Here is a 20806-nt window from a genome sequence, read left to right on the forward strand (position 1 = left end):
CAGGGTCCCTTCAGGTTTCATTCTCAGCTGCGGTCGCCGGCCCGGTCGATAGCTGCACGGGCGGCCGCGTCCATGCTACGAGGCACCACCGACAGAAACCGGCTTCGAGTCCTTGACCTGCGGTTTTCCAGGCTTTTCGCGTCGATCCCGGCGAGCGGTGAGCCACCGGTGGACCGGCCGTTCCACGCCCGCGGTGATCGCCCAGCCCCCGAGTACGGCGACGGCCAGCACGATCGGGAGGCGCAGCCAGCCGGGGACGCCGACGTTCAGCAGGGCACGGGCCAGGATGTAACCGAGTTCCTGGTGCACCAGATAAAGACCATACGAGATGCCCGCGAGCCAGGTGACAGCCGGGGCGACCCGGGCGAGCCCGGGCAACCGCCAGTCCGGCCCGCGTGCCGCCAGGCAGACGGCCAGCAGCATGATCGCGAAACCGGCGAGCGACGGCCAGCGCTCGGGATCGGTGGGCAGGGCCTGGTGGAACGGGAAGACCTGCAGGTCCTGCGCGGCACAGGCGGCGAGCAGGAAAAGCGCGAGATGCCAGTGCGCCAGCCGTCCTTTCGCCCACAGCCAGATCGCGATCCCGATGGCGAAGACGTGGACGCGGTGCAGGCCCAGGCCGTAGAAGAAGGTCTCCACGAGCTTCGGAGTGGAAGCCGGGTCGAACACGACGAACCGGAGGAAGAGCGGGACCAGGATCAGCGCCCAGAGCAGTCCGACGGTCAGTCGGTGGGTGCGCCACCGGCGTGGCCACAGCAGGGCCGCGGCGGTGAACGCGAGGAGCTGGACCGGAAGCGTCCAGTAGGCGCCGTCGAGGTAGTAGAAGAGTTCGTATCGCCAGCCCCACTCCTGGACCATGCCCAGGTTGGCGAGCAGATCGGAGCCGGTGGGGACGTACCAGGGCGACGGATCCGACGGCGGCCCCTGCGGGATCCCGAAGAGGAAACCGGTGAGGCCCGGCGGGAACGGCAGGCCGCTGAACCGGATCGTCGCGTACCGGGCGACGACGTAGGTGACGGCCACCGCGACCAGGTACGCGGGCACCAGCCGCGCCACCCGGTTCCACAGCCACCGCCGAGGTTCACCCTTTCGAAGGCTCGCGCACACGAAGAAGGCGGAAATCACCAAAAGGATGGCGGCACCGAACTGTGCGGTGACCCTGAAGGGGTAACCCACCAGTTCCGGGTGAAGCAGAGCACCCTGATGGGTGACATGCCCGAGGATCACCGCGAAGACGGCGACCACGCGAAGGACGTCCCAGCTGATCTTGCGCGAAGCGCGCGGTGAGGCGTCGGGCACGGGCGTCCTGTGGTTCGGCTGGCAGGGCGACGCGAGCCTACGGGCCACGCCTGTGCGTCGCCTGTGCGGGTGGAACCGATTGCGGGGTAAGGACTACCGTGTGCGGTGTGAACATCGTCGAGACCTACACCGGGCACGTCGAGCCCGGCGGTGACGCCGCCCGTCGCACCTTGGACGCGCTGACCATCACGAAGCTGTCGGTCGGTCCGATGGACAACAACGCGTATCTGCTCGTCTGCCGCGCCGAGAACGAGGCGCTGCTGATCGACGCCGCGAACGACCCGGAACGGATCTCCGACCTCATCGGCCACGGACCCGACCGGCCCGCGCTGAAGACCGTCGTGACCACCCACCAGCACCCAGACCACTGGCAGGCCCTCGGTGCCGTCGCCGGCGCGAACGGCTCGAACACCGCCGCCCACCCGCTGGACGCCGAGCCGCTGCCGATCCCGCCGGACTTCCTCGTCGAACACGGAGACACGGTCAAGGTCGGGCAGATCACCCTTGAGGTGATCCACCTGCGCGGCCACACCCCGGGCTCGATCGCGCTGCTGTACCGCGACCCGGCCGGGCACCCGCACCTGTTCACCGGCGACTCGCTGTTCCCGGGTGGGGTCGGAAAGACGAACTCGCCGGAGGAGTTCACGTCGTTGGTCGACGATGTGTCTTCGCGGATCTTCGACGAGCTGCCGGATGAGACGTGGTTCTACCCGGGGCATGGGGACGACTCGACGCTGGGTGAGCAGCGGCCGCACGTGGCGGAATGGCGCGAACGCGGCTGGTGAGCTGACGACGGTTCGGGGCGGGAGACCGGCCCGAACCTTCGTTCAGCAGCTCAGCCGGAGTGACCGCCCAGACGATCCCACTGGCGTGCCGGTGCGGCGATGCGCCTCTTGATCGTGTCCAGCGTCATCACCGCTCGATAAGACGACCCGATGGTCGAGTCTTGCCTCGGCGGCTGAGTAAGTTCTATCGCCGCGATCCGAGGCGATGAGAGGAAGGTGAGAGCCCTCTCGATCTCGATGTCGGACGTCACCAACTTCCGCGAACGCATCTCGCGACGGATCAGCTTGACCGACATCCAGCCCTCCTCTTCCCAATCCTCCTCTGCCTCGGCACAGAGAATCTCTGCGGCGGTAAGCTCGATCACGGCCGCCCGGTCTTGAGCCTTCCAAAGTTCTTCGAAGTAGCGCTCTCGCTCCTCAGCGGGAAGTTCTGGATCCAACAACGGAGCCAGTTGAACGGGCGACAGCGTGTCGCTGTCTTGCCGCACCACCAAATCGGCGAGAAGTCTCGATGAGACCAACGCCACCCTTGGATCCGCGTCCGCCGCCTCTTGCACCCTGCGCTCGAACCCGGGGCCGACATAGACCGTCACCGAGGCATTGATCTTACTCCGTTGATCAGCCAAACCGAGAAGTCCGCTGAACTCCTCCTGCACTAGTCCGGCTTTGGAACTCTTCGCTTCGATCGCCAGCAACTGACCGAGTTTGCCCGCCAGCGTACGCACCTCTCCATCTGGCAGACCGCTGCCTCCAAGATGTCGACTGGGTAGCCCCAGATAGGCGAAAGCGGCCACTACGGCCTGTTCCATACGCCTGGAGTTGACGCTGTCCAGCCCTGCGGCAACTAGCTCTTTCGCCACCTCATGAGAGTCGCGCATCGACTGAGGGGGCTCGACCACTTCCGATCCGATCGCCGGCGCACCAAGAGCCACCGGCCACTTGAGACACCTCACCGACTCCCGGAACATGCGCCCTCGAGGCGTGAGTTCCCATACCGACTGCGAGTACTTCGAGACCAGGCCGAGAGCGAGCAGTAGCTGAAGTCGGCCCACAACACCGTTCTTACTCAAAGACGCCGACTCGCTCATGTAGCCGCTACCCCGCACAGCGAGGGCTTTCGCAGTGCCGTCCTGCTCCTTGACATCAAGATCCCAAAGGATTTCGCCGAAGTAGAACAGACTGGAATGAATGATCCGCGCGAGGTCATCCGACAGGTCTGTGGTCAACCACTGGACAGCAGCCGCCGTAGCAGCCAAACCGTCCGATGACGTTCGGCCAACGAGACCGATGTTCTTCAGGGTGTCGACAACAGACCGCGCCGAAGACTCGTTGAGGCCGAACTTCTCACAACAGAACTGCGACAGGTCACCAATCGGAATACCCGGCGCGGCGGCTTCTACAAGCAACCGGATCGCTTCAAGCCTGCCTCTGTCCCGCTGCGAGCCAGGAATGTAGATGAGCGAGCCGCGTTTACGACTTTTCAGGCTCTCTTCGTCCATGCCTGTGAGCAGGTCGGCGACGGATCCGGCCACCGGAGCCAGCTCAGTAACGTCACCCGGCGAGCCATGATCAGGCGCATCCAAGTTGAGGGTTGCCAACAAGAGCCGCCCCTCGTCGGTGAGGTGAACCTCTCCCTCGAAGACATCCACCATACCTGCCATCCGCAACCAGCTCGTACGGCTACGCACAGGTCCGTCCGATTCCCACCGGAACCGAAAGCGAGACCTGGCGATCACGAGCAGCAGTTCGTGAGATCGCGGGCCATCCGACAACTCGTCGAGCAGCTCCCCAACGAACCGCACCCGCCGGTGCAGAATACGGACCAGTAATCCAGCATCACCGGTAGCGAGCCATCGCAAACCATCGGGCGTGACTTCGAGCCTCGACCCTGACCGTTCGATCAGACCTATTCGAGTGAGTCGCCGCACCGCATCGCCGGCTCGAATAGGCTGGCCACCACGAGGACTCATAATGGCCGCATCCGCGGAGACCTCGCCATCCGCCAAGCTTCCAAGAAGCCGCCTGAGGATGGTAGCCCATTCCTGCACGGGCCCGGGCAAATTCGGGATTCCGTCAACTCGCTCAGACCACGGAAGAGGCTTCATACCGGCCACCGGACATTCTCCATCTCACTAGCCCTTCCGCCGAGCGACCGCTCGACGCGCGAAAGATTAGCGGGCGCCGGTATCAATCTTGCAAGTGCCCCCAAATTACTGGAACCTATCGTGCCAGCACGATAAATCTATACAAGTCCCTCACGTTTCACGCGGCTTACGTATACTTAAAGCGCCTGATGGCAACAGCCGAAAGAAGCAAAGCCTCGCAAGAGAAAGGTCGCTCGCAATCTACCGCAAACCATAATCAACAATAAGCACACCCTGTTATCATCGGTCACCCTCGGTGATGTACGTTCGCCGCGATCACACCCACAAACCCAGGAGGTTCTCGATGGCGATCCACGGCGACGACGGCAAGGGTGGCGGAAACACCGGAAACTAGCCGGCGACCGAAGCAGGCTACGTCAACCCGGACGTGGCCTGCTTCGATCAAAGTTGCGGCCATCGGAACGCGATGCCGTACTCCTCTCGCGGATGACAGGATTCGAGAAATGTGTGCTCGACGACGCCTTGCCGGATTTCGAGCAGATGCCGATCGCCGGCGGGTGGCCGGACCATGCGTTCGTACTCGGTCTGTTCCGCATACCACCAGCAAGCATCGGGGACGCAATCGTCGAACGTAATGCTGATGCTCAGCCCTCCGGTCACCCTGCCGTCACCGTCGACCACACCCGGCGCGATCCCGTGATGATCGATGTCGACGTTGATCCATTTTCGCTCCTCGTCGAGGTCGTCATCGCACGCGAGGGAAATGAACTCGTGACACTCGCCATTGCGCAGCGGTTTCGGAAAACGCAGTTCCAAAACCAGCGGATCTCCCGGCTGCGCCCCCGGCAAAGTCTCGACACGACAACCGAAGATCGCTTTGACGGGGATCGCCGCGAGACCACCGGTCTCCCCGGTAAGAGCCTGCGCCATATAACTATCGACGCCATCCTCCCGAGCGACGATGTTGCGCACCGTCAGCCGACGATACGCAGTTCTGCGCCGCATTTCCACGGCCACCAGCAGGCGTTCCGCGAACACGGGCTGCGCTCCGGCCGAGGGTGCGCGGCCGCGGGGCTTCCGAGTTTCCGGGAATGCGTTCGAGGCCTGGGCGATCTCGACATAAGGCCGCCAGTCTTCGGCCCTCAGAAGCTCCAGATTCCTCGCCAGACAAGGGGCGAGCTTCTCGCTCACAGCACGTCGCCAAGCCTTGTGCATCGGCGTCGTAGTGCTGGGCGGCGGATCCCCGAACACCCCGGGCAGATCCCTCAGTTGACCGAAGCGGTCGTCAAGGGTCGACTTCCACTCCACTCCCCCACCCAACCGGAAAGCGGCACATAAAGTGTTGCGACGCCTCGATTCTCCAGTCGACCCGATCCCGCCGATCTCGTCGAGGAGCAAGCCCCAGAGCGCTAACGCGCGGACCTCCGGGGTCGCCGTGCCCATGGACGCCGTCGGCCGCACCAGACAGTCGAGGGCGGCAGCCGATTCGCTTGACGGATCTTCGATCGCGTAACGAAGGTACCTGAGCGGTCGTCCGTCCTTACGGATCGCGAGCCAGCGCAGAGCGGCTTCGACCGCAGTCACGGAACAAGAAGCACGCTCTCTCTCGATCTGGATTGTCACAAGCCCTCCGCGATTCGTGGCGATGATCGACAATTTGCGGCGCGGCGCGACAAAGATCGACAACCCGAGAGCCCACCCCTGACGACAAGAAACTCCTCCTGACCGTGGAAGATCAGAACCGACAAGGGTTCTAGCCGGTCGGCGCACCCTAAGGTGTACTAGTACACCACACACGGAGGGTTCGACAATGGTCAAAGACGGGTCCGGTCGAGAACATGATGGAATTGTCAAGCTGATCAAGACGTCTCTGGCAGGGGTAGGGGGCCTCTATCTACTCACCGGATCCTTCATCGTGACGACGCTCGGCACGGCAACGGTGGTCGCGGCGCTCTGCTTCAGCGGATTCCGTCGCTAGCCGGGCCGTGTGCCGAGCGACCTTGTCCATCCCTTTCATGGGTCCTGTCATTCCTCCGACTCGCGTCCTGTCTCTTCCCCACGACGGCACTGGTGGACGACAACCGGAGACACGAACTGCTCGTTGGCCGGGCTAGGAGCCGTCCTATGGCAGCAGCTCGCGGCCACTGGAGGACTTCAGCCTTGTCGTCGAGCCAGACCTGTCGCGGTCAGGCAGCGGTTCACCTATCCAGTCGCGTCCACCAGAAACCATTTCCCCGCCGATTTCGAGATCACTCGACGACAATTCCGCGATCAGTAACGATAGCGCGAAGAATACAACCCCCACACCACCACGGACGTCTTTCCGGAACCAACTCTCCGGCAGGAGGTCACTGCAATGACCATCTCCCTCCGGCGTGCGCTCGGGGCGCTCGCCGCCACCTCGCTCATGCTGACCGGCGCCATCGCCGCTGTCGCACCGGCTTCCGTCGCGGCACAGGCGATCCCCACGATGACAGGGATCCGCACCGGCCAGAACCCCGGCTTCGACCGGATCGTGCTGGACCTGACCGCGGGTCCGGCGCCGACCGTCCGGTACGACCTCGTCGACGAGTTGATCGCCGACGGCTCGGGCGAGATCGTCTGGTTGACAGGCGAGCACTTCATCGCCGTCACCGCCACTCCGGCGGCCGCGCACAACGACGCGGGCAACCCGACTTATCCCGGCCCACAGAAGTTCCGGACCCGCGATCTGCGCAACGTCATGGCGGTCGCGATCACCGGCGACTACGAAGCCACCTTGTCCATCGGACTCGGCGTCCGGTCGAGGACGGCGGTCAGCGTGTTCACCCTGTCCTCACCGAACCGTGTCGTCATCGACGTCCGGCATTGATCACGAGCGGGAATCCGTGAACGCTTTTCGACCGCCGGACGACTTCGGTGATCAAAATCCTTTTCGGATTCCCGCGGTGAAAATCCCGAACTGCCCCAAGAGGCGAATTTTCGGAAAAACAGGTATCTGCGGTTCGGTATCGCGTTCCTTCCTTCCGTCAGCATCACGCCGCTGCGAAGGAGAACCTCATGCCGACCCCACGCAATCCCGACACCCCTTCTTTGGGCCCGGGCGGAGACAATCTCGAAGCGGGCCCGAGCAGCTCGGGTCTCGGAAGCTTCTCGAACGGCGAAATCGGCGAGCTGGTGACCCAGGCCGCCGAAACCATGGCCGCGTCCGGCGAGGACGCCGAACGCAACTACCAGCGAAGCCTCGACCGGCTTCGCGAGCGTGCGGACGAGGTCGTCCCGGCACTCGGCGAGCAGTACGGCGCCCTGTCCGAGGATCAGTACCTCGAGCGCTGGGGCCTGGTCCAGCTGCTCACCGACCTGCGGCACGCGACCGCCGTCCCGGTGCTCGAAAACGTGCTGCGCCAGCCGATCCCGCCGGAGCGTTCCGAGGACCCGGCACACGGGTTCAGCACCGTCGGCGAAGAGGTGATCATCCGTACCACCGCCGTGGAAGCGTTGGCACGACTGGCATCCGCCGGAGACGACGCGGCAAAGGAACTGCTGCTGCGGCAGACCCGGCACGAGGTGTTCACCGTGCGGCGCGCGGCGGTCCAGGCCATCGCCGAGACCGGTGACACCGACCTCACCAACCAGGTGCGCGAGGCGCTCAGCGGCACCGAAGACGAGCGTCTGCTGGGCATCCGACGGGTCGACGTCCGCGCCGTCCCTCAGGCCGTCGGCGGCCGGTACGTGAAGGACACGCGGACCGACGACGTGCCCCCGCCGGAGCCCCCGCGCTCCTGAACCGAACGAAATTCCTTCTACAGACAGGTGATCTCCGATGGCCACTTGCAGCTACACCGTGCCGGACAAGAATGTGACCGGGGACAATTTCTACGGTGCTTCGATCTGCAATCAGACCTACATCGACTATTTCTGGAACACCTACGGCTTCGCCGGCAACAAGGACTACTGGGACGAAGGCTTCGGCTGGGAAGACGCGTGCAACACCGACAAGCCGCTGGCGCGGACGTTCAACGCGTGCTACCTGCTGACCTATTCGGCGCAGGATTACGAGAACGACGCCTATTCCGGAGCGATGCTGAACTGGGCGCGCCGGTATGTCCGCGACAACTGCGACGACCTCCGCTCGCTTTGCGGTGACGGCAGCGCCATCGCCACGTCGTTCAAGGGAGCGTTCGTCGACGACCGGATCGAGTTGTATCTGGGATTCTGGTACTCCAAGGACGTTCCCGGCCGCGCCGAGACGTTGATCCACGAGTCACGCCATCAGGGCGGGAAGCCGCACAACGCGAACTTCCCGGCGGGTTCGGTGTTCGGCGCCGGCAAGAGCGGCGCCGACTCGACCTGGGGCTACGAGGGTGCGTGGATGTACGGCGCGCTCTACCTGTGGTGGTTCTTCGCCCAGGGCGCCCGCACGACGTCGGCACTGCGTGAACGCGCCCGCCAGCGGGGCAATCTCGTGATCGACAACGCCTTCGCGACCCACCCCGGTTTCAACATCTGAACAGGGCTGATCGGACTCCGGGCGGGCGCCCGCCCGGAGTCCGGGCCGGGAACGAGATCCGCTAGCGTTTCTTCCACGAGCCCCTGATCGGGCTCGTTACTGGGAGGAATACTTCGGAATGCGTTCATTACGAAGGTCTGTCTTTGCTGCCCTCTTGGCGGTCACCACACTCGTGGGCGCCGCCCTGCCCGCCACCGCGGCGGAGGACCACAAGGCGGTGAACCTGCCGCTGACGGGATTCACCGACATCCTGGTCGATCCCGGCCGCGGGCACGTTTTCGTCAGCAACCGCGCGGACAACGCCGTGGTGGTCACCGACCTCTCCGGCACCTTGATCCGCAGGCTCGACAACCAGCCCGGAGCCTCGGGCCTCGCGCTCAGCGCCGACGGCGGCACGCTGTTCGTCGCGCTTTCCCGCGGTGGCGCGATTTCGGCGATCGACACGCTCACCCTCGCGGAGACCGCCCGGCACCGGGTCGGCGACGGCACGCTCTGCCCGAAAGAACTGGCCGTCTCCGGTAACAAGATCTACTTCGGGTACGCCTGCCACACAGGAGACGCCAACTTCGGCAGCGCGACCGTCGGCTCCACGTTCGGCGATGTCCGCCTGGACCTCCTGGGTCCTGACGAGTACGGCGCCCCGCTGCTGGCCACGTCACCGGGGCGCCCGGACCTGATCGCGACGGCCGTCACGGGCGTTTCGCCGTCCACGGCCCGGATCTTCCGCGACACCGGCACCGGCCTGGTCGAGCAGGCCTCCGCCTGGGTCGGCGACTACGTGAAGGACATCGAGCTGTCCAACGATGGCGCGTACTTCCACTCCGTGGGCTCCGGTTCTCCCTACGACGTGCGGGTCTACACAACGGAAGGCCTGGTGCCGCAAGCCGGTTACGAGACCGACGCCTACCCGAACTCCCTCGCGGTCAGCCGGGACGCGAACGTCCTGGCAGGCGGGGTCGACATCGCCTTCGGACCGGCCGTGTACATCTTCCGCGACGGGAGCCGCACCCCGAGCCGCCAGTACGACTTCACCCGGCTGGCGACGGACAAGACACTGCTCGCTCCTGGCGGTCTCGCCTGGGGGCCCGGCGGCGAGCACCTCTACGCGGTGACTATCGACAGCGTCACCGCGGGAGCCACGCTGAACGTCCTGCGAGGCTGACTCCATCCCTGATTCGAAGGCCCCCTCATCCCCTGTGGAGAGGGGGCCTTCGCTCGTTAAACCTCGGATGACTGAGCAGCTGTCCCGCTCATCGGGTCTTGACCGCTCAGATATCTGCCGCAATCATCGGATCTCTCGGTAACCACGCCTTGGATGAGAGCGGATGGTCATGAGAGTTCGAGCGCAACGCACCGCCTGGCTCGCCTTGGTCCTCGCCCTGCTGGCCGGCCTGCTCACCACGACGACGGCGAGCGCGGAGGTGCACCATCCCCGCCAGCAGTGGCTGCGCGAGGCGACCGCGGGCCTCTTCCTCCACTGGGGCATGTTCACCGCACCACGCCAGACCGACTGCGCCGCTTGGGAACGCGCCGTCACCGACGGCGGCTGGAGCGCCGACTACTGGGTGGACGAGGCCCGCAAACTCGGCGCCTCCTACATCGTGCTCGCCACCTTCCACAGCAGGCTGGGTTACGCGCGGCCGTGGCCGTCGAAGATCCCGGGCAGCTGCGCCACGCACCGGGACCTCCTCGGCGAACTCGTCGAAGCGGGCAACGCCAAGGGCGTCCGGACGATCCTGTACATGACCGACGATCCCCAGTGGCACAAGGAAACCGGTGTCGAGTCGCTCGATTCCGCCGCATACTCCGCCCACAAGGGCAAGCAGGTCGACCTCACCACACGACCCGGGTTCGGCGAGTACAGCTACGACCTCTTCCACGAGGTCATGGACCGCTACTCGGACCTCGCCGGGTTCTGGATCGACAACGACAACGACTACTGGGAGAAGAACAAGCTCTACGAACAGATCCGCGAGAAACGGCCGTCCTGGTTGCTGAGCAACAACAACGAGGACACGCCGATCATGGACACCGTCAGCAACGAGCAGAAGACCGGCATCACCCCGCCGTACGACTACCCGCAGGCCGCGTTCACCCCGATGCCGCGGCTCACCGAGGCCGACTACAAACTGCCGACCAACGGCGGCTGGTGGTACGACGGCACCGATCAGGCCGTCGACTTCCGGCTGTCCACCGGGCGCTACATCGCCAACGCCGGTTCGTCGATGAAGTCGCTGATGGCCGAAACCCCGATGGTGAACGGGAAGTTCCCGCCACAACAGGAGGCGTACAACAACTTCATGGCGAGCTGGGTGCCGCCGATCAAGTCCTCGCTCCAGGGCAAAGAGGGCGGCGGCTATCTGTACGGCGGAATGCAGCCCGGATTCTGGAACGACGGCGCGCACGGCGTCATCACCGTCGAGCCCGGCGCCCGGACGCAGTACCTCCACGTGGTCACCCGGCCGCGCACCGACCTGCTGCGCTTGCGCGACAACGGATACAAGGTGACGAAGGTGTCCGACGTCCGCACGGGGAAAGCGCTGCGGTTCAGCCAATCCGCCGGTTATCTGACCCTTGTGGACATCAAGGACTGGGACACCTACGACACGGTGTTCAAAGTGGAAACGGCCGGGCAACAGTACTTCCACGACTCTCGCACGATCAAGGCGACCGCATCGTCCTCGCGTGCGGGGCATCCGGCATCGAACCTCGTCGACGGGAACTTCGAGAACTACTGGGACGCCGACGGCAAGCAACCGGTCTCCCTGACCTTGGACCTCGGCAAGCGGCGACCGGCGACCTCTCTCGCGGTGAACCAGCGCGAGATGTCGCCGACGCACGCGCGCGAATCGTTCGGCAGGCCGGAGGATTCGTCCCGGATCAAGGACTATCGCGTCTACGTCAGCGATGACGGCAAGCACTGGGGCGAGCCGATCCGCACCGGCGCGATGCCGAGCGCCCGCGGCGTGCAGTTCATCGATCTCGGCGAACGGCAGACCCGGTTCATCAAGCTCGAGGTACTGAACACCTGGTCAGGCCCGCAGGCGAAGCCCTTCTACCGGCAATTGGCCATCGACGAGATCAAGGTGGCGTACGGCCACCCGAACTCGGTCTTCGGCGCGCAGGTCCCGCTGGAGGCCGAGACCTTCCGCAACGACAACGACGGCCGTGCCCGGCTGGGCTGGTGCTCCTCCTGCTCCGGATCGTTCCAGGTCACCGGGCTCGGCGGCGGTCCGCGCAACTCGGTCACCTATCCGGGAGTGACGGTCGCGGAAGCCGGGAGTCACCGGCTGCAGCTCGACACCACGAGCGGGTCCGCGACGTCGGTCGCGGTGAGTGTCAATGGCGGTGCTCCCGTCGAGACCGCGATCGGCGCCGGCACACCGGGCGTCGTGACCTCGACGGCGATCCCCGTCTCGCTGCAGGCCGGGGCCAACACCGTCAAGGTCTTCAGCAACGCCACCGCGGGACCGGGCCTCGACCGGATCGCGGTCGCTCCCCTGCCGCCTCCGTCCTACACGCCGAAAACGACACTGGCCGTCGAACCCGGCGGCGTCCAATGGCTTTCGCCGGGGCGGCAATCCCTGCGAGTGACCGCGAAACTGCGGCTCGACGCCGACGACACGATCGACCGGGTCGCCATGGCGCCGGTCGTCCCGGCGGGCTGGACGGTGCAGGGCGATCCGGCCGCGGCGACGTCCATGCGGGTCGGGAACGAACTCGAAGCGTCGTGGACACTGGTCTCCCCCGAAGGCATCGCCGCGGCGGACATCCCGGTCACGGCATCGTTCGACCTGCTCGGACGGGCGAAATCGGTGAGCAAGCCGGTGCGCGTGAGCCCGCTACCGGCGGACCGCGTCTTCATGCGGGAGGCCGAGGACTCGGCGAACGACGTCGGCAGCGCGGGGGTCACGAACTGCGGGGTGTGCTCGGGCGGCCAGAAGGTCCGCAACATCGGCGGTGACCCGGACTCGTCCGTGGTGTTCGAGAACGTCACCGTGCCCGAGACCAGGCGCTACACCCTCTATATCGACTTCACCGTGAACGGACCGCGGTCGTACTTCGTCACGGTGAACGGCGGCGCGCCGGTCGAGGTGAAGGTCGACGGCGCGGGCAACAACACCCAGCTCACGACGTCGTTACCGGTCGAACTGCGAGCGGGGGCGAACACGATCGAGCTGGCCAACGACCACGCGTCCGCCCCGGATCTCGATCGGTTGTCACTGGGGTGAGGTACCGGCTTGACCCTCTCCCCGGGAGAGGGTTCAGGCTGGTCCCATGACGACCTTGATGCCGATCGGCGTGTTCGCGCACGCCACCCGGCTGTCGGTCCGCGCGTTGCGGAACTACGACCGGCTCGGGCTGCTGGTACCCGCTCGGATCGACCCCGGCAGCGGATACCGCCGGTACTCGCTCGAACAGTTCGCCGCCGCGAGCCTGATCCGGCGGCTGCGGGAATTGGAGGTGCCGCTGGCGGAGATCGCCGAGATCCTCGCCGCGGGCACCCCGGACGACGTGAAGGCCGCGATCAAGCGGCATCACGACCGAGTGGTGGCGCGGGCCGCGGAACTCGCGGCGATCAGCGGCGAACTCGACTCGGTCCTCGCCGAGCCGACGCGGTGGCTGCATGTCTACGAGCGTGTGCGCGCACCACAGCCGATCGCCCGCCTGCGCATCCGGACCCCGCTGAGCGGTCTCGCCGAACTGATCGGTCCCGCGTACGCGCGGCTGTTCGCGGCGGTCGACGCACAAGGCGTCGCCCTGTCCGGGCCGCCCGGGACCCGTTACCTCACCGAAGATCCCGACGAGTTGACCGTCGAACTGTTCGTCCCGGTGGACGGGCCAGTGCGCGACGATGGCGAGATCGATTCCGCCGAACTCCCCGGTGGCCTGCTCGCGGCGACGATCCACGAGGGTGCCTACGACGATGTCGAAACGGCCTACCGATCGCTGGGCCGCTGGATCGCCGAACGCGACCGCGTCCCGGCCGGGCCCGCCGAAGAGCTGTACCTGGTGGCGCCCGGGCCGTCGGTCGCGCCCGAGGCCTACCGCACCGAGATCGCCTGGCCGGTGACCGCGTGATCCTCGACGGCATCAAGACCACGGGCGGCGAGCACTGCGAGACCAGCACTCTCGACGTCCTTCTGCGGCACGCCGGGATCGAACTGTCCGAGCCGATGCTGTTCGGGCTCGGCGAGGGTCTGGGCTTCATATATTGGGACGGGAAGAACCTGCCGTTCCCCTTCCTCGGCGGGCGCAGCAAACCCGCCGAGATCACGGGGAAACTGACCGGGCATCTCGGACTGACCTTGCGCGTGAAGGAGACCACGTCGGCGCGCACCGCCTGGCGGAACGTGGCCGAGCAGCTCGACGCCGGTGCCCCGGTCGGCTTGCAGCTCGACTCGTACCATCTCGAGTACTTCACGTCGAAAGTCCACTTTGGAGGGCACTTCGCCGCGTTGTACGGCTACGACGAGGAACGTGCCTTCCTGGTCGACACCGCACAGCAGGGTGGTGCGGTGTCGACGTCCTTGGCCAGCCTGGAGCGCGCTCGCGGCGAGAAAGGCCCCATGACGGCGAAGAACCGCTCGTTCACCATCACCGCGGACGCACCTCCCAAACCGCTTTCCGACATCGTCCGCACGGCCGTGCGGGCCAACGCGGCGGAGTTCCTGAACCCGCCCATCGCCAACCTCGGCTATCGCGGGATCGGCAAGGCCGCCGTCCAGGTGAGGAAATGGCTGGACCGCAGCAGTGATCCGGCCCGCGACCTCCCGCAGGCCGCCGTCCTGATGGAACGGGCGGGGACCGGCGGCGCGCTCTTCCGCCGGATCTACCGCGACTTTCTCGAAGAGTGCGCGGCTTTCGTCGACGACGCCGGTCTCCGAGTGGCCGGCGAGAAGTACCGCGAGATCACTCCACTGTGGACCGAGGTCGCGCGCTTGTGCACGCGGGCCGGGGAAACCGGCGACACCCGGCACCTGACCGACGCCTCCGCCATCCTGTCCGAACTGGCTCAGCGCGAACAGGAGGCGATGACGGCGCTCGCGACGGTTCAGCCCAGCCGCTCGTAAGGCAGCTTCTCCCCCGCTTCCACTGCGAACGACAGTTCGTTGCCCGCCGGCGGCAGGGGGCAGGTCGCGAAGTCGGTGAACGCGCACGGCAGGTTCAGCGCGCGGGTGAAGTCGAGGACGACGGCCCCGTCCTCGGCGGGAGCGGGCACCTCGAGCGACCGGTTGGCCGCGTAAGTGGTCACTCCGCTCGTGGCGTCGGTGAACAGGATGAGCAGGCCGTCCTTCTTGCCGTTGAACGCGGTGAGCGTGTGCTCCACGCCGTCGTGTTCGAAGCGCACGATGCCCGGGGAGACATAGACGTGGCTGAGTCCTTCGACGACCGCGCCGACCGTGGTCGGCCGTGGCTCGTCGAAGGGTTCGAAGGTGCCGGACAGCACCCACGCCGCGTCGGGCTCGTACGCCGGGACGCCACGGAAAGCGTTCAGCACCGGCGCTTTCGGGTCGTGGGCGCGGATCAGGTACCCGCCGCGGCGCGCGACCTCGATCTCGATGTCCCCGGCGACGACCCGGGTGGTCGCACCGCTGTTGACCAGCTCGAAGCGGCGGACACCGGTGACCCGCTCACCGTCGTGCGAGAGGTCCGCTCCCTGCGGGTCGAGGTAAGCCGCGTCGGCGTCCTGCCACCACACGCCGGGCAGCCCCTCGTACGCGCGGGGCTTGTCCTCGAGCCAGTCGAGCGAGACCAGGGCGAGCCAGCCGAGCGGGTCGGCGAGATCGCGCTCGCGCTGAGCCTTCCAGCCTCGCCAGTCCTGCGTGAACGTCTCCAGGCTTGTGGTCATCGCCGATCCCTTCCGTGACCTTGCTCGTTCTCCCAGGTCAACGGACTGTGGGCGGAGTTATTTCCCGTCCCGGCATGTGGGCGGACCCTAGGCTCGGTAGTCCTCGGTGGTGCCTTCCTCCGCGGAGACCAGCTCGGCGATGGGCGCGAAGAAGGCCTTGATCCCCGGCAGGTTCGCCCCCTTCTCCCGCGACGCGGCGAAGTCCTCGGAGGACCGCCACCACACGACGTCGAGCCAGGTCTCGTCGTCGACCCGGATCAGCTGGGCGTCGAGGAAGCCGTCCCTGTCGGCCCGGAAGTCGGCGACCATCGCGGGGCGGGCCTGGAGCCGCTTCGACGCGACGAACCGGGTGGACGACCTCGACGGCGCGGACGGGGTCGCCTTGCGCGCGGCCGAGTCGGCCAGCGCGGGCGGTACCACCGACACCTGGCGCGGCACCTCGCGAGAGCTTCCCGTCGCGCTGGTCGACGCCGTCCGCGGGTTGCCGGTCCGCCGCGATCATTCGGCGCTGATCGTCTTCCAGCACAAGGATCTGGTCCGGTGCAACGAGATCCTACGGGCGGCGGGGATCCCACGCTGAGGAACGCCGCGAACTCCGCGGCAGGCAGCATCCGGTCGCGGCGACCCGTGCCCGCGACTTCCGCTGATGGAGTGTGCTCGACGACACGGAGTCCACCGAATAATTTTTTTGTCTTGACAACTCGAACCTTCGGACGGTTAGCTGAGCGCACACCGACCGAAGGGATCCAGTCATGGCCAAGTTCGCGAACGTCGACGACTACATCGCCGCCCTGCCCGAGAACCTGCGCGAGGTCGCCATCGCGCTGCGCCCGATCGTCAACGCCGCCCTGCCGGGCTCCATCGAGGCGATGTACCACGCCTCCCCGACCTGGAGCGCGGGCGAAGCCGCGGGGAAGAACCTCGTCTGCCTGATGAAGGCGTACTCGTCGTACGTCACTTTCGCCCTTTGGAAGGGACAGCTCGTCGACGACCCGTCCGGCAGGCTCGAGGCGAGCGCGCGGGAGATGGCGCACGTCAAGCTGCGCTCGGCCGACGACATCGACGCCGAGCTGTTCACCGGCTGGCTCAAGCAGGCACGGGACCTCGAAAGCGCCGCCGCCCCGCGATGACACAATCGCGGACGTGCCCGCGATCACCGACGAATCCCGCTGCCCGTGCGGCCTCGGCGAGCCCTATGGCGCTTGCTGCGGCCGCTTCCACCGGGGAACCGCGACAGCGCCGACAGCCGAACTCCTGATGCGGTCGCGGTTCAGCGCGTTCGCCGTCGGCGACACGGACTACCTCACGAAGACCTGGCATCCGAAGACCCGTCCCGCCGATCTCGAGCTCGACCCGGGACAGCGCTGGACGTTCCTGGAGATCCTCGGCAAGACCGGCGGCGGCCTGCTCGAGGCCGAGGGCACCGTGGAGTTCCGGGCCCACTACCGGCAGGATCGCCGTCCCGGCAGCATGCACGAGAACAGTGCCTTCGTCCGCGTCGACGGACAGTGGAGCTACGTGGCACCCGTCAGCTGACGGGGCGGCCACCTTCGCAGATGGCGAGACCGCCGGACCGGGCGGCTCCGAGTGCCGCGGAGACTCGCCGCGCGAGACGAGGACTCAATTTCAGTGCCGCCTCCGGCAAGGACACCAAGGCCGCTGACACGATTTCGGAGTCCGCGAAGACGAACCCGGCGAGGTCCTCGTCCGTGATCACCCCGCCGTCGAAGACGAACGTGAGGCCTTCAGGCATCCGCTCGTCGGAGGGAAGGTAGTCGATGGCGATCAGCCGGCCCGGCGGGCGGGTGATGCCGAGCTCCTCGCCGATCTCCCGCTCCGCGGTGCGCCACGGCGGTTCGTCTTCGTCACAGGCGCCACCTGGGATTTCCCAGTCCTCCTTGTAGGACGGCTCCACGATCAGGACCCGGTCGGCGTCGTCGCGGAACAGGACACCGGCGGCCATCCGCTTCCGGTTCAGGGACCGTACGTACTCGTCGAACGGGAGCAGCTCCACCGCCGGGACACTACTCGGCTCACCGGCACGGCTGACGAACCCGGTGCAAGGGTCTGTTCCCCGCGTGAAGTGGCGGCTACTATCTCCCCCAACATTGTTAGGGAACTTTCTTAACGATTTCCGCCCAGGTCCGCCGCCGTGTGCCCAAGGAGGCGCGCTCGTGAGTTTTCGGCAGAAGAGAACCCGGATCCCGTTACTGGCCTTGACCGTCACCGCGCTGGCCGCCGCGGTCTGCGGGGTGACCACCGCTCCCGCCGCCACCGGCGCCGAAGTGGCCGTACCGCTGTCCGTCGGCGCCGCCGCGGGCAACGCCACCCCGATCCCCGGCTTCGTGATCCAGTCCTCGGCACAGGTCAGCGATGACTCGGCGGTGTCGAAGCCGGGCTTCCCGACCTCCGGCTGGTACCCGGTGTCGTCGCGGTCGACGGTCTACGCCGGGCTGCTGCAGAACGGCAAGTACGCCGACCCCTTCTATTCCACGAACATGAAGAACGTCCCGGCGGCGCAGTTCTCCGTGCCGTGGTGGTACCGCACCGACCTGAACGTCGAAGACACGTCGTCGCGCACCTATCTCGACTTCAGCGGCGTGCTCTCGAAGGCCGACGTCTGGGTCAACGGCACCAAGATCGCGACGAAGGACCAGGTCAACGGCGCCTACACCCGCCACGACCTGGACATCACCGCGCACGTCCGCGCGGGCGTCAACAGCGTCGCGTTCAAGGTCTACCCCAACGACCCCAACAACGACCTCTCGATGGGCTGGATCGACTGGGCACAGACCCCGCCGGACCAGAACATGGGCATCGTGCGTGACGTCCTCGTCCGCCGCGGCGGCCCGGTCGCGCTGCGCAGCGCGCACGTGGTCCAGAAGCTGAACTCCTCGCTCGACCACGCGGACCTCACGGTGAAGGCCGACGTCCGCAACGACTCGGCGAACGCGGTGCAGGCCACCGTCGCCGGCACGGTCGCGGGCAAGCCGATCAGCCAGACCGTCTCACTGGCCGCCAAGGAGCGCAAGACCGTCACCTTCGGCGTGGTCGGTCTCGACGACCCCAACCTCTGGTGGCCCGCCGGGATGGGCGGCCAGCACCGGTACGCCCTCGACCTGACGGCGAGTGTCGGCGGCGCGCCGTCGGACACCTCGAAGTCGAAGTTCGGTGTCCGCGACGTCAAGGCGCCGCTGAACTCCAGCGGCGGACGGCAGTACAGCGTCAACGGCAAGCCACTGCTGATCAGGGGCGGCGGCTACACGCCGGACCTGTTCCTGCGCTGGAACGAGACCGCGGCGGCCGACAAGCTCAAGTACGTGCTGAACCTCGGGCTCAACACGGTCCGGCTGGAAGGCCACATCGAGCCGGACGAGTTCTTCGACCTGGCCGACGATCTCGGCGTGCTGACCATGCCCGGCTGGGAATGCTGCGACAAATGGGAAGGCCACGTCAACGGCGAGGAAAAGGGCGAGCCCTGGGTCGAATCGGACTACCCGATCGCCAAGGCTTCGATGTTCTCCGAAGCCGAGCGCCTGCGTGACCACCCGAGCGTCGTCTCCTTCCACATCGGCAGCGACTTCGCGCCGGACAAGCGGATCGAGCAGGGCTACCTCGACGCGATGAAGGCCGCCGACTTCACCCTCCCGGTGATCCCGTCGGCGTCGAAGAGGCCGTCCCCGATCACGGGCGCCTCCGGGATGAAGATGAACGGCCCGTACGACTACGTCCCGCCGGTCTACTGGTACGACAAGTCGCAAAAGGACCGTGGTGGCGCCTGGAACTTCAACTCGGAGACCAGTGCCGGCGTCGACATCCCGACGATGGACACGCTGAAGCGCATGATGTCGCCGAGCGAGCTGGAAACGATGTGGAAGGACCCGTCGGCGCCGCAGTACCACCGTTCCTCGTCGACGACCTTCGCGAACCTGAAGCTCTTCGGCAACGCGCTCACCAAGCGCTACGGCGCACCGGCGGACCTGAACGACTTCGTGCGGAAGTCCCAGCTCGCGCAGTACGAGAACGTGCGTGCGGAGTTCGAGTCGCACTCGCGCAACTACACCGACTCGACCAACCCGTCGACCGGGTTGATCTACTGGATGCTCAACAGCCCGTGGACCTCGTTGCACTGGCAGCTGTTCGACGCCTACATGGACCAGAACGGCGCTTACTACGGTGCGAAGAAGGCCAACGAGCCCCTGCACATCCAGTACTCGCACGACAATCGCTCGGTCGTGGTGATCAACCAGACGTCGAACGCGGTGAGCGGGCTGACGGCGACCACGAAGCTGTACAACCTCGACGGCACGGAGAAGTACAGCAACACCAAGACCGGGGTGTCGGTCGGGGCGCTGGGCGCCAAGGCCACCGCGGTCACCGTCCCGGCGGTGAGCGGGCTGTCGACGACCTACCTGGCGAAGCTGGTGCTCACCGACTCCTCCGGCAAGGAGGTCAGCCGGAACGTGTACTGGCTCTCCACCAAGGCGGACACGCTGAACTGGGCCGGCAGTGACTGGTACTACACGCCCCAGTCGGCCTACGCCGATCTGTCCGGCCTGAAGAACCTCGGCCAGTCGGCCGTCGGCGCGACGGCCAAATCGGTCGCCGGATCCGACGGCACCACCACGACGACCGTGACGCTGAAGAACACCTCGGGCGGCAAGCTCCCGGCGTTCTACGTCGACTCGAAGGTCGTGGACTCCGCGGGCAAACCGGTGCTCCCGGTGGAATGGAACGACAACGCGGTGAGCCTGTGGCCGGGTGAAACGACCACGCTGACCGCGAAGTACCGCACCGCCGACCTCAAGGGCTCCAAGCCTTCGGTGCGGGTCTCCGGCTGGAACACCGGGACGCAGACCGTTCCCGCCGACGGCTCCGGCCCCGGCCCGAACAACCCGGTCGACTACCAGGCGGAGGACGCCACGGTCGTCGACGGCGCGGTCGAGTCCAACCACGCCGGGTTCACCGGCACCGGGTTCGTCAACTACGACAACGTGGCGGGCAGCTCGGTCGAGTGGACGGTCACCGCGCCCGCCGCGGGCACCTACGACGTCGTCGTCCGGTACGCCAACGGCACCACGGCGAACCGGCCGCTGGACTTCTCCGTCAACGGCACGGTCAGCGCGTCGGGTGTCGGCTTCGGCGGCACCGGGGCCTGGCCGAACTGGACGACGAAGACCGTCAAGGTGACGCTGGCCGCGGGGGTGAACAAGATCAGGGCCGTCGCCACCACGGCGAACGGCGGTCCCAACGTGGACAAGATCACCCTCTAGTA

At 66.4% G+C, this 20806-nt stretch carries 18 protein-coding genes; 12 read left to right on the forward strand and 6 right to left on the reverse strand.

The window, feature by feature from the left end:
* Nucleotides 1–75: 75 nt before the first annotated feature.
* Complete coding sequence (locus tag BKN51_RS18255; protein ID WP_101608794.1) at nucleotides 76–1299, reverse strand: acyltransferase family protein; 1224 nt, start codon at nucleotides 1297–1299, stop codon at nucleotides 76–78.
* Between the two features lie 107 nt (nucleotides 1300–1406).
* Between BKN51_RS18255 and BKN51_RS18260 the strand changes: the two genes are divergently transcribed.
* Nucleotides 1407–2084 carry an MBL fold metallo-hydrolase gene (locus BKN51_RS18260; protein ID WP_101608795.1) on the forward strand — a complete coding sequence of 226 codons (678 nt, stop codon included), beginning with the start codon at nucleotides 1407–1409 and terminating at the stop codon, nucleotides 2082–2084.
* Between the two features lie 50 nt (nucleotides 2085–2134).
* On the opposite strand, the gene BKN51_RS18265 is transcribed toward BKN51_RS18260, so the two are convergent.
* Nucleotides 2135–3736 (reverse strand): hypothetical protein, encoded by a 1602-nt coding sequence (locus BKN51_RS18265; RefSeq protein WP_146044431.1) that lies wholly within the window; start codon nucleotides 3734–3736, stop codon nucleotides 2135–2137.
* Nucleotides 3737–4630: 894 nt separating this feature from the next.
* Complete coding sequence (locus BKN51_RS18270) at nucleotides 4631–5875, reverse strand: hypothetical protein (RefSeq protein WP_233224261.1); 1245 nt, start codon at nucleotides 5873–5875, stop codon at nucleotides 4631–4633.
* Between the two features lie 670 nt (nucleotides 5876–6545).
* On the opposite strand from BKN51_RS18270, the gene BKN51_RS18275 reads away from it, so the two are divergent.
* From BKN51_RS18275 to BKN51_RS18305, 7 genes are all read left to right on the forward strand, one after another.
* Nucleotides 6546–7040 carry an AMIN-like domain-containing (lipo)protein gene (locus tag BKN51_RS18275; protein ID WP_101608797.1) on the forward strand — a complete coding sequence of 165 codons (495 nt, stop codon included), beginning with the start codon at nucleotides 6546–6548 and terminating at the stop codon, nucleotides 7038–7040.
* A gap of 188 nt (nucleotides 7041–7228) precedes the next feature.
* A complete protein-coding gene (locus BKN51_RS18280) occupies nucleotides 7229–7954 on the forward strand; it encodes a HEAT repeat domain-containing protein (RefSeq protein ID WP_101608798.1) in 726 nt (241 codons plus the stop codon).
* Nucleotides 7955–7991: 37 nt separating this feature from the next.
* The gene (locus tag BKN51_RS18285) at nucleotides 7992–8678 is read left to right on the forward strand and encodes a hypothetical protein (RefSeq protein ID WP_101608799.1); all 687 of its coding nucleotides are present in this window, start codon (nucleotides 7992–7994) and stop codon (nucleotides 8676–8678) included.
* A 154-nt stretch (nucleotides 8679–8832) separates the two neighbouring features.
* Nucleotides 8833–9840: a YncE family protein gene (locus tag BKN51_RS18290; RefSeq protein ID WP_101608800.1), complete on the forward strand. Its 1008-nt coding sequence runs from the start codon at nucleotides 8833–8835 to the stop codon at nucleotides 9838–9840.
* 163 nt (nucleotides 9841–10003) lie between these two features.
* Nucleotides 10004–12910: an alpha-L-fucosidase gene (locus BKN51_RS18295; protein ID WP_101608801.1), complete on the forward strand. Its 2907-nt coding sequence runs from the start codon at nucleotides 10004–10006 to the stop codon at nucleotides 12908–12910.
* A gap of 46 nt (nucleotides 12911–12956) precedes the next feature.
* Nucleotides 12957–13760 carry a MerR family transcriptional regulator gene (locus BKN51_RS18300; RefSeq protein ID WP_101608802.1) on the forward strand — a complete coding sequence of 268 codons (804 nt, stop codon included), beginning with the start codon at nucleotides 12957–12959 and terminating at the stop codon, nucleotides 13758–13760.
* On the forward strand, nucleotides 13757–14752 hold the full coding sequence (locus BKN51_RS18305; RefSeq protein WP_101608803.1) for a BtrH N-terminal domain-containing protein: 996 nt from the start codon (nucleotides 13757–13759) through the stop codon (nucleotides 14750–14752). The genes BKN51_RS18300 and BKN51_RS18305 overlap by 4 nt, the downstream gene beginning before the upstream one ends.
* On the opposite strand, the gene BKN51_RS18310 is transcribed toward BKN51_RS18305, so the two are convergent.
* Nucleotides 14734–15531, reverse strand: coding sequence for a DUF1684 domain-containing protein (locus BKN51_RS18310; RefSeq protein ID WP_174720425.1), 798 nt, complete (start codon nucleotides 15529–15531; stop codon nucleotides 14734–14736). The genes BKN51_RS18305 and BKN51_RS18310 overlap by 19 nt on opposite strands.
* Before the next feature lie 87 nt (nucleotides 15532–15618).
* The gene (locus BKN51_RS43150; protein WP_102906642.1) at nucleotides 15619–15840 is read right to left on the reverse strand and encodes a hypothetical protein; all 222 of its coding nucleotides are present in this window, start codon (nucleotides 15838–15840) and stop codon (nucleotides 15619–15621) included.
* A 40-nt stretch (nucleotides 15841–15880) separates the two neighbouring features.
* Here BKN51_RS43150 and BKN51_RS18315 point away from each other — a divergent pair, with 40 nt between their 5' ends.
* The 3 genes from BKN51_RS18315 to BKN51_RS18325 all read left to right on the forward strand — a co-directional run bounded on the left by BKN51_RS18315 (nucleotide 15881) and on the right by BKN51_RS18325 (nucleotide 17067).
* The gene (locus BKN51_RS18315; protein WP_233224259.1) at nucleotides 15881–16111 is read left to right on the forward strand and encodes a hypothetical protein; all 231 of its coding nucleotides are present in this window, start codon (nucleotides 15881–15883) and stop codon (nucleotides 16109–16111) included.
* A gap of 172 nt (nucleotides 16112–16283) precedes the next feature.
* On the forward strand, nucleotides 16284–16661 hold the full coding sequence (locus BKN51_RS18320) for a DUF1801 domain-containing protein (RefSeq protein ID WP_101608804.1): 378 nt from the start codon (nucleotides 16284–16286) through the stop codon (nucleotides 16659–16661).
* A gap of 13 nt (nucleotides 16662–16674) precedes the next feature.
* Complete coding sequence (locus BKN51_RS18325; RefSeq protein WP_101608805.1) at nucleotides 16675–17067, forward strand: YchJ family protein; 393 nt, start codon at nucleotides 16675–16677, stop codon at nucleotides 17065–17067.
* Here BKN51_RS18325 and BKN51_RS18330 read toward each other — a convergent pair.
* Nucleotides 17060–17545: an NUDIX domain-containing protein gene (locus BKN51_RS18330; protein ID WP_101608806.1), complete on the reverse strand. Its 486-nt coding sequence runs from the start codon at nucleotides 17543–17545 to the stop codon at nucleotides 17060–17062. The two genes, BKN51_RS18325 and BKN51_RS18330, sit on opposite strands and share 8 nt — an antisense overlap.
* A gap of 160 nt (nucleotides 17546–17705) precedes the next feature.
* Here BKN51_RS18330 and BKN51_RS18335 point away from each other — a divergent pair, with 160 nt between their 5' ends.
* The gene (locus BKN51_RS18335; protein WP_168214345.1) at nucleotides 17706–20804 is read left to right on the forward strand and encodes a glycosyl hydrolase 2 galactose-binding domain-containing protein; all 3099 of its coding nucleotides are present in this window, start codon (nucleotides 17706–17708) and stop codon (nucleotides 20802–20804) included.
* Nucleotides 20805–20806 lie beyond the last annotated feature (2 nt).

This window comes from Amycolatopsis sp. BJA-103, assembly GCF_002849735.1.
In the GTDB taxonomy this organism is placed as follows: Bacteria; Actinomycetota; Actinomycetes; order Mycobacteriales; family Pseudonocardiaceae; genus Amycolatopsis.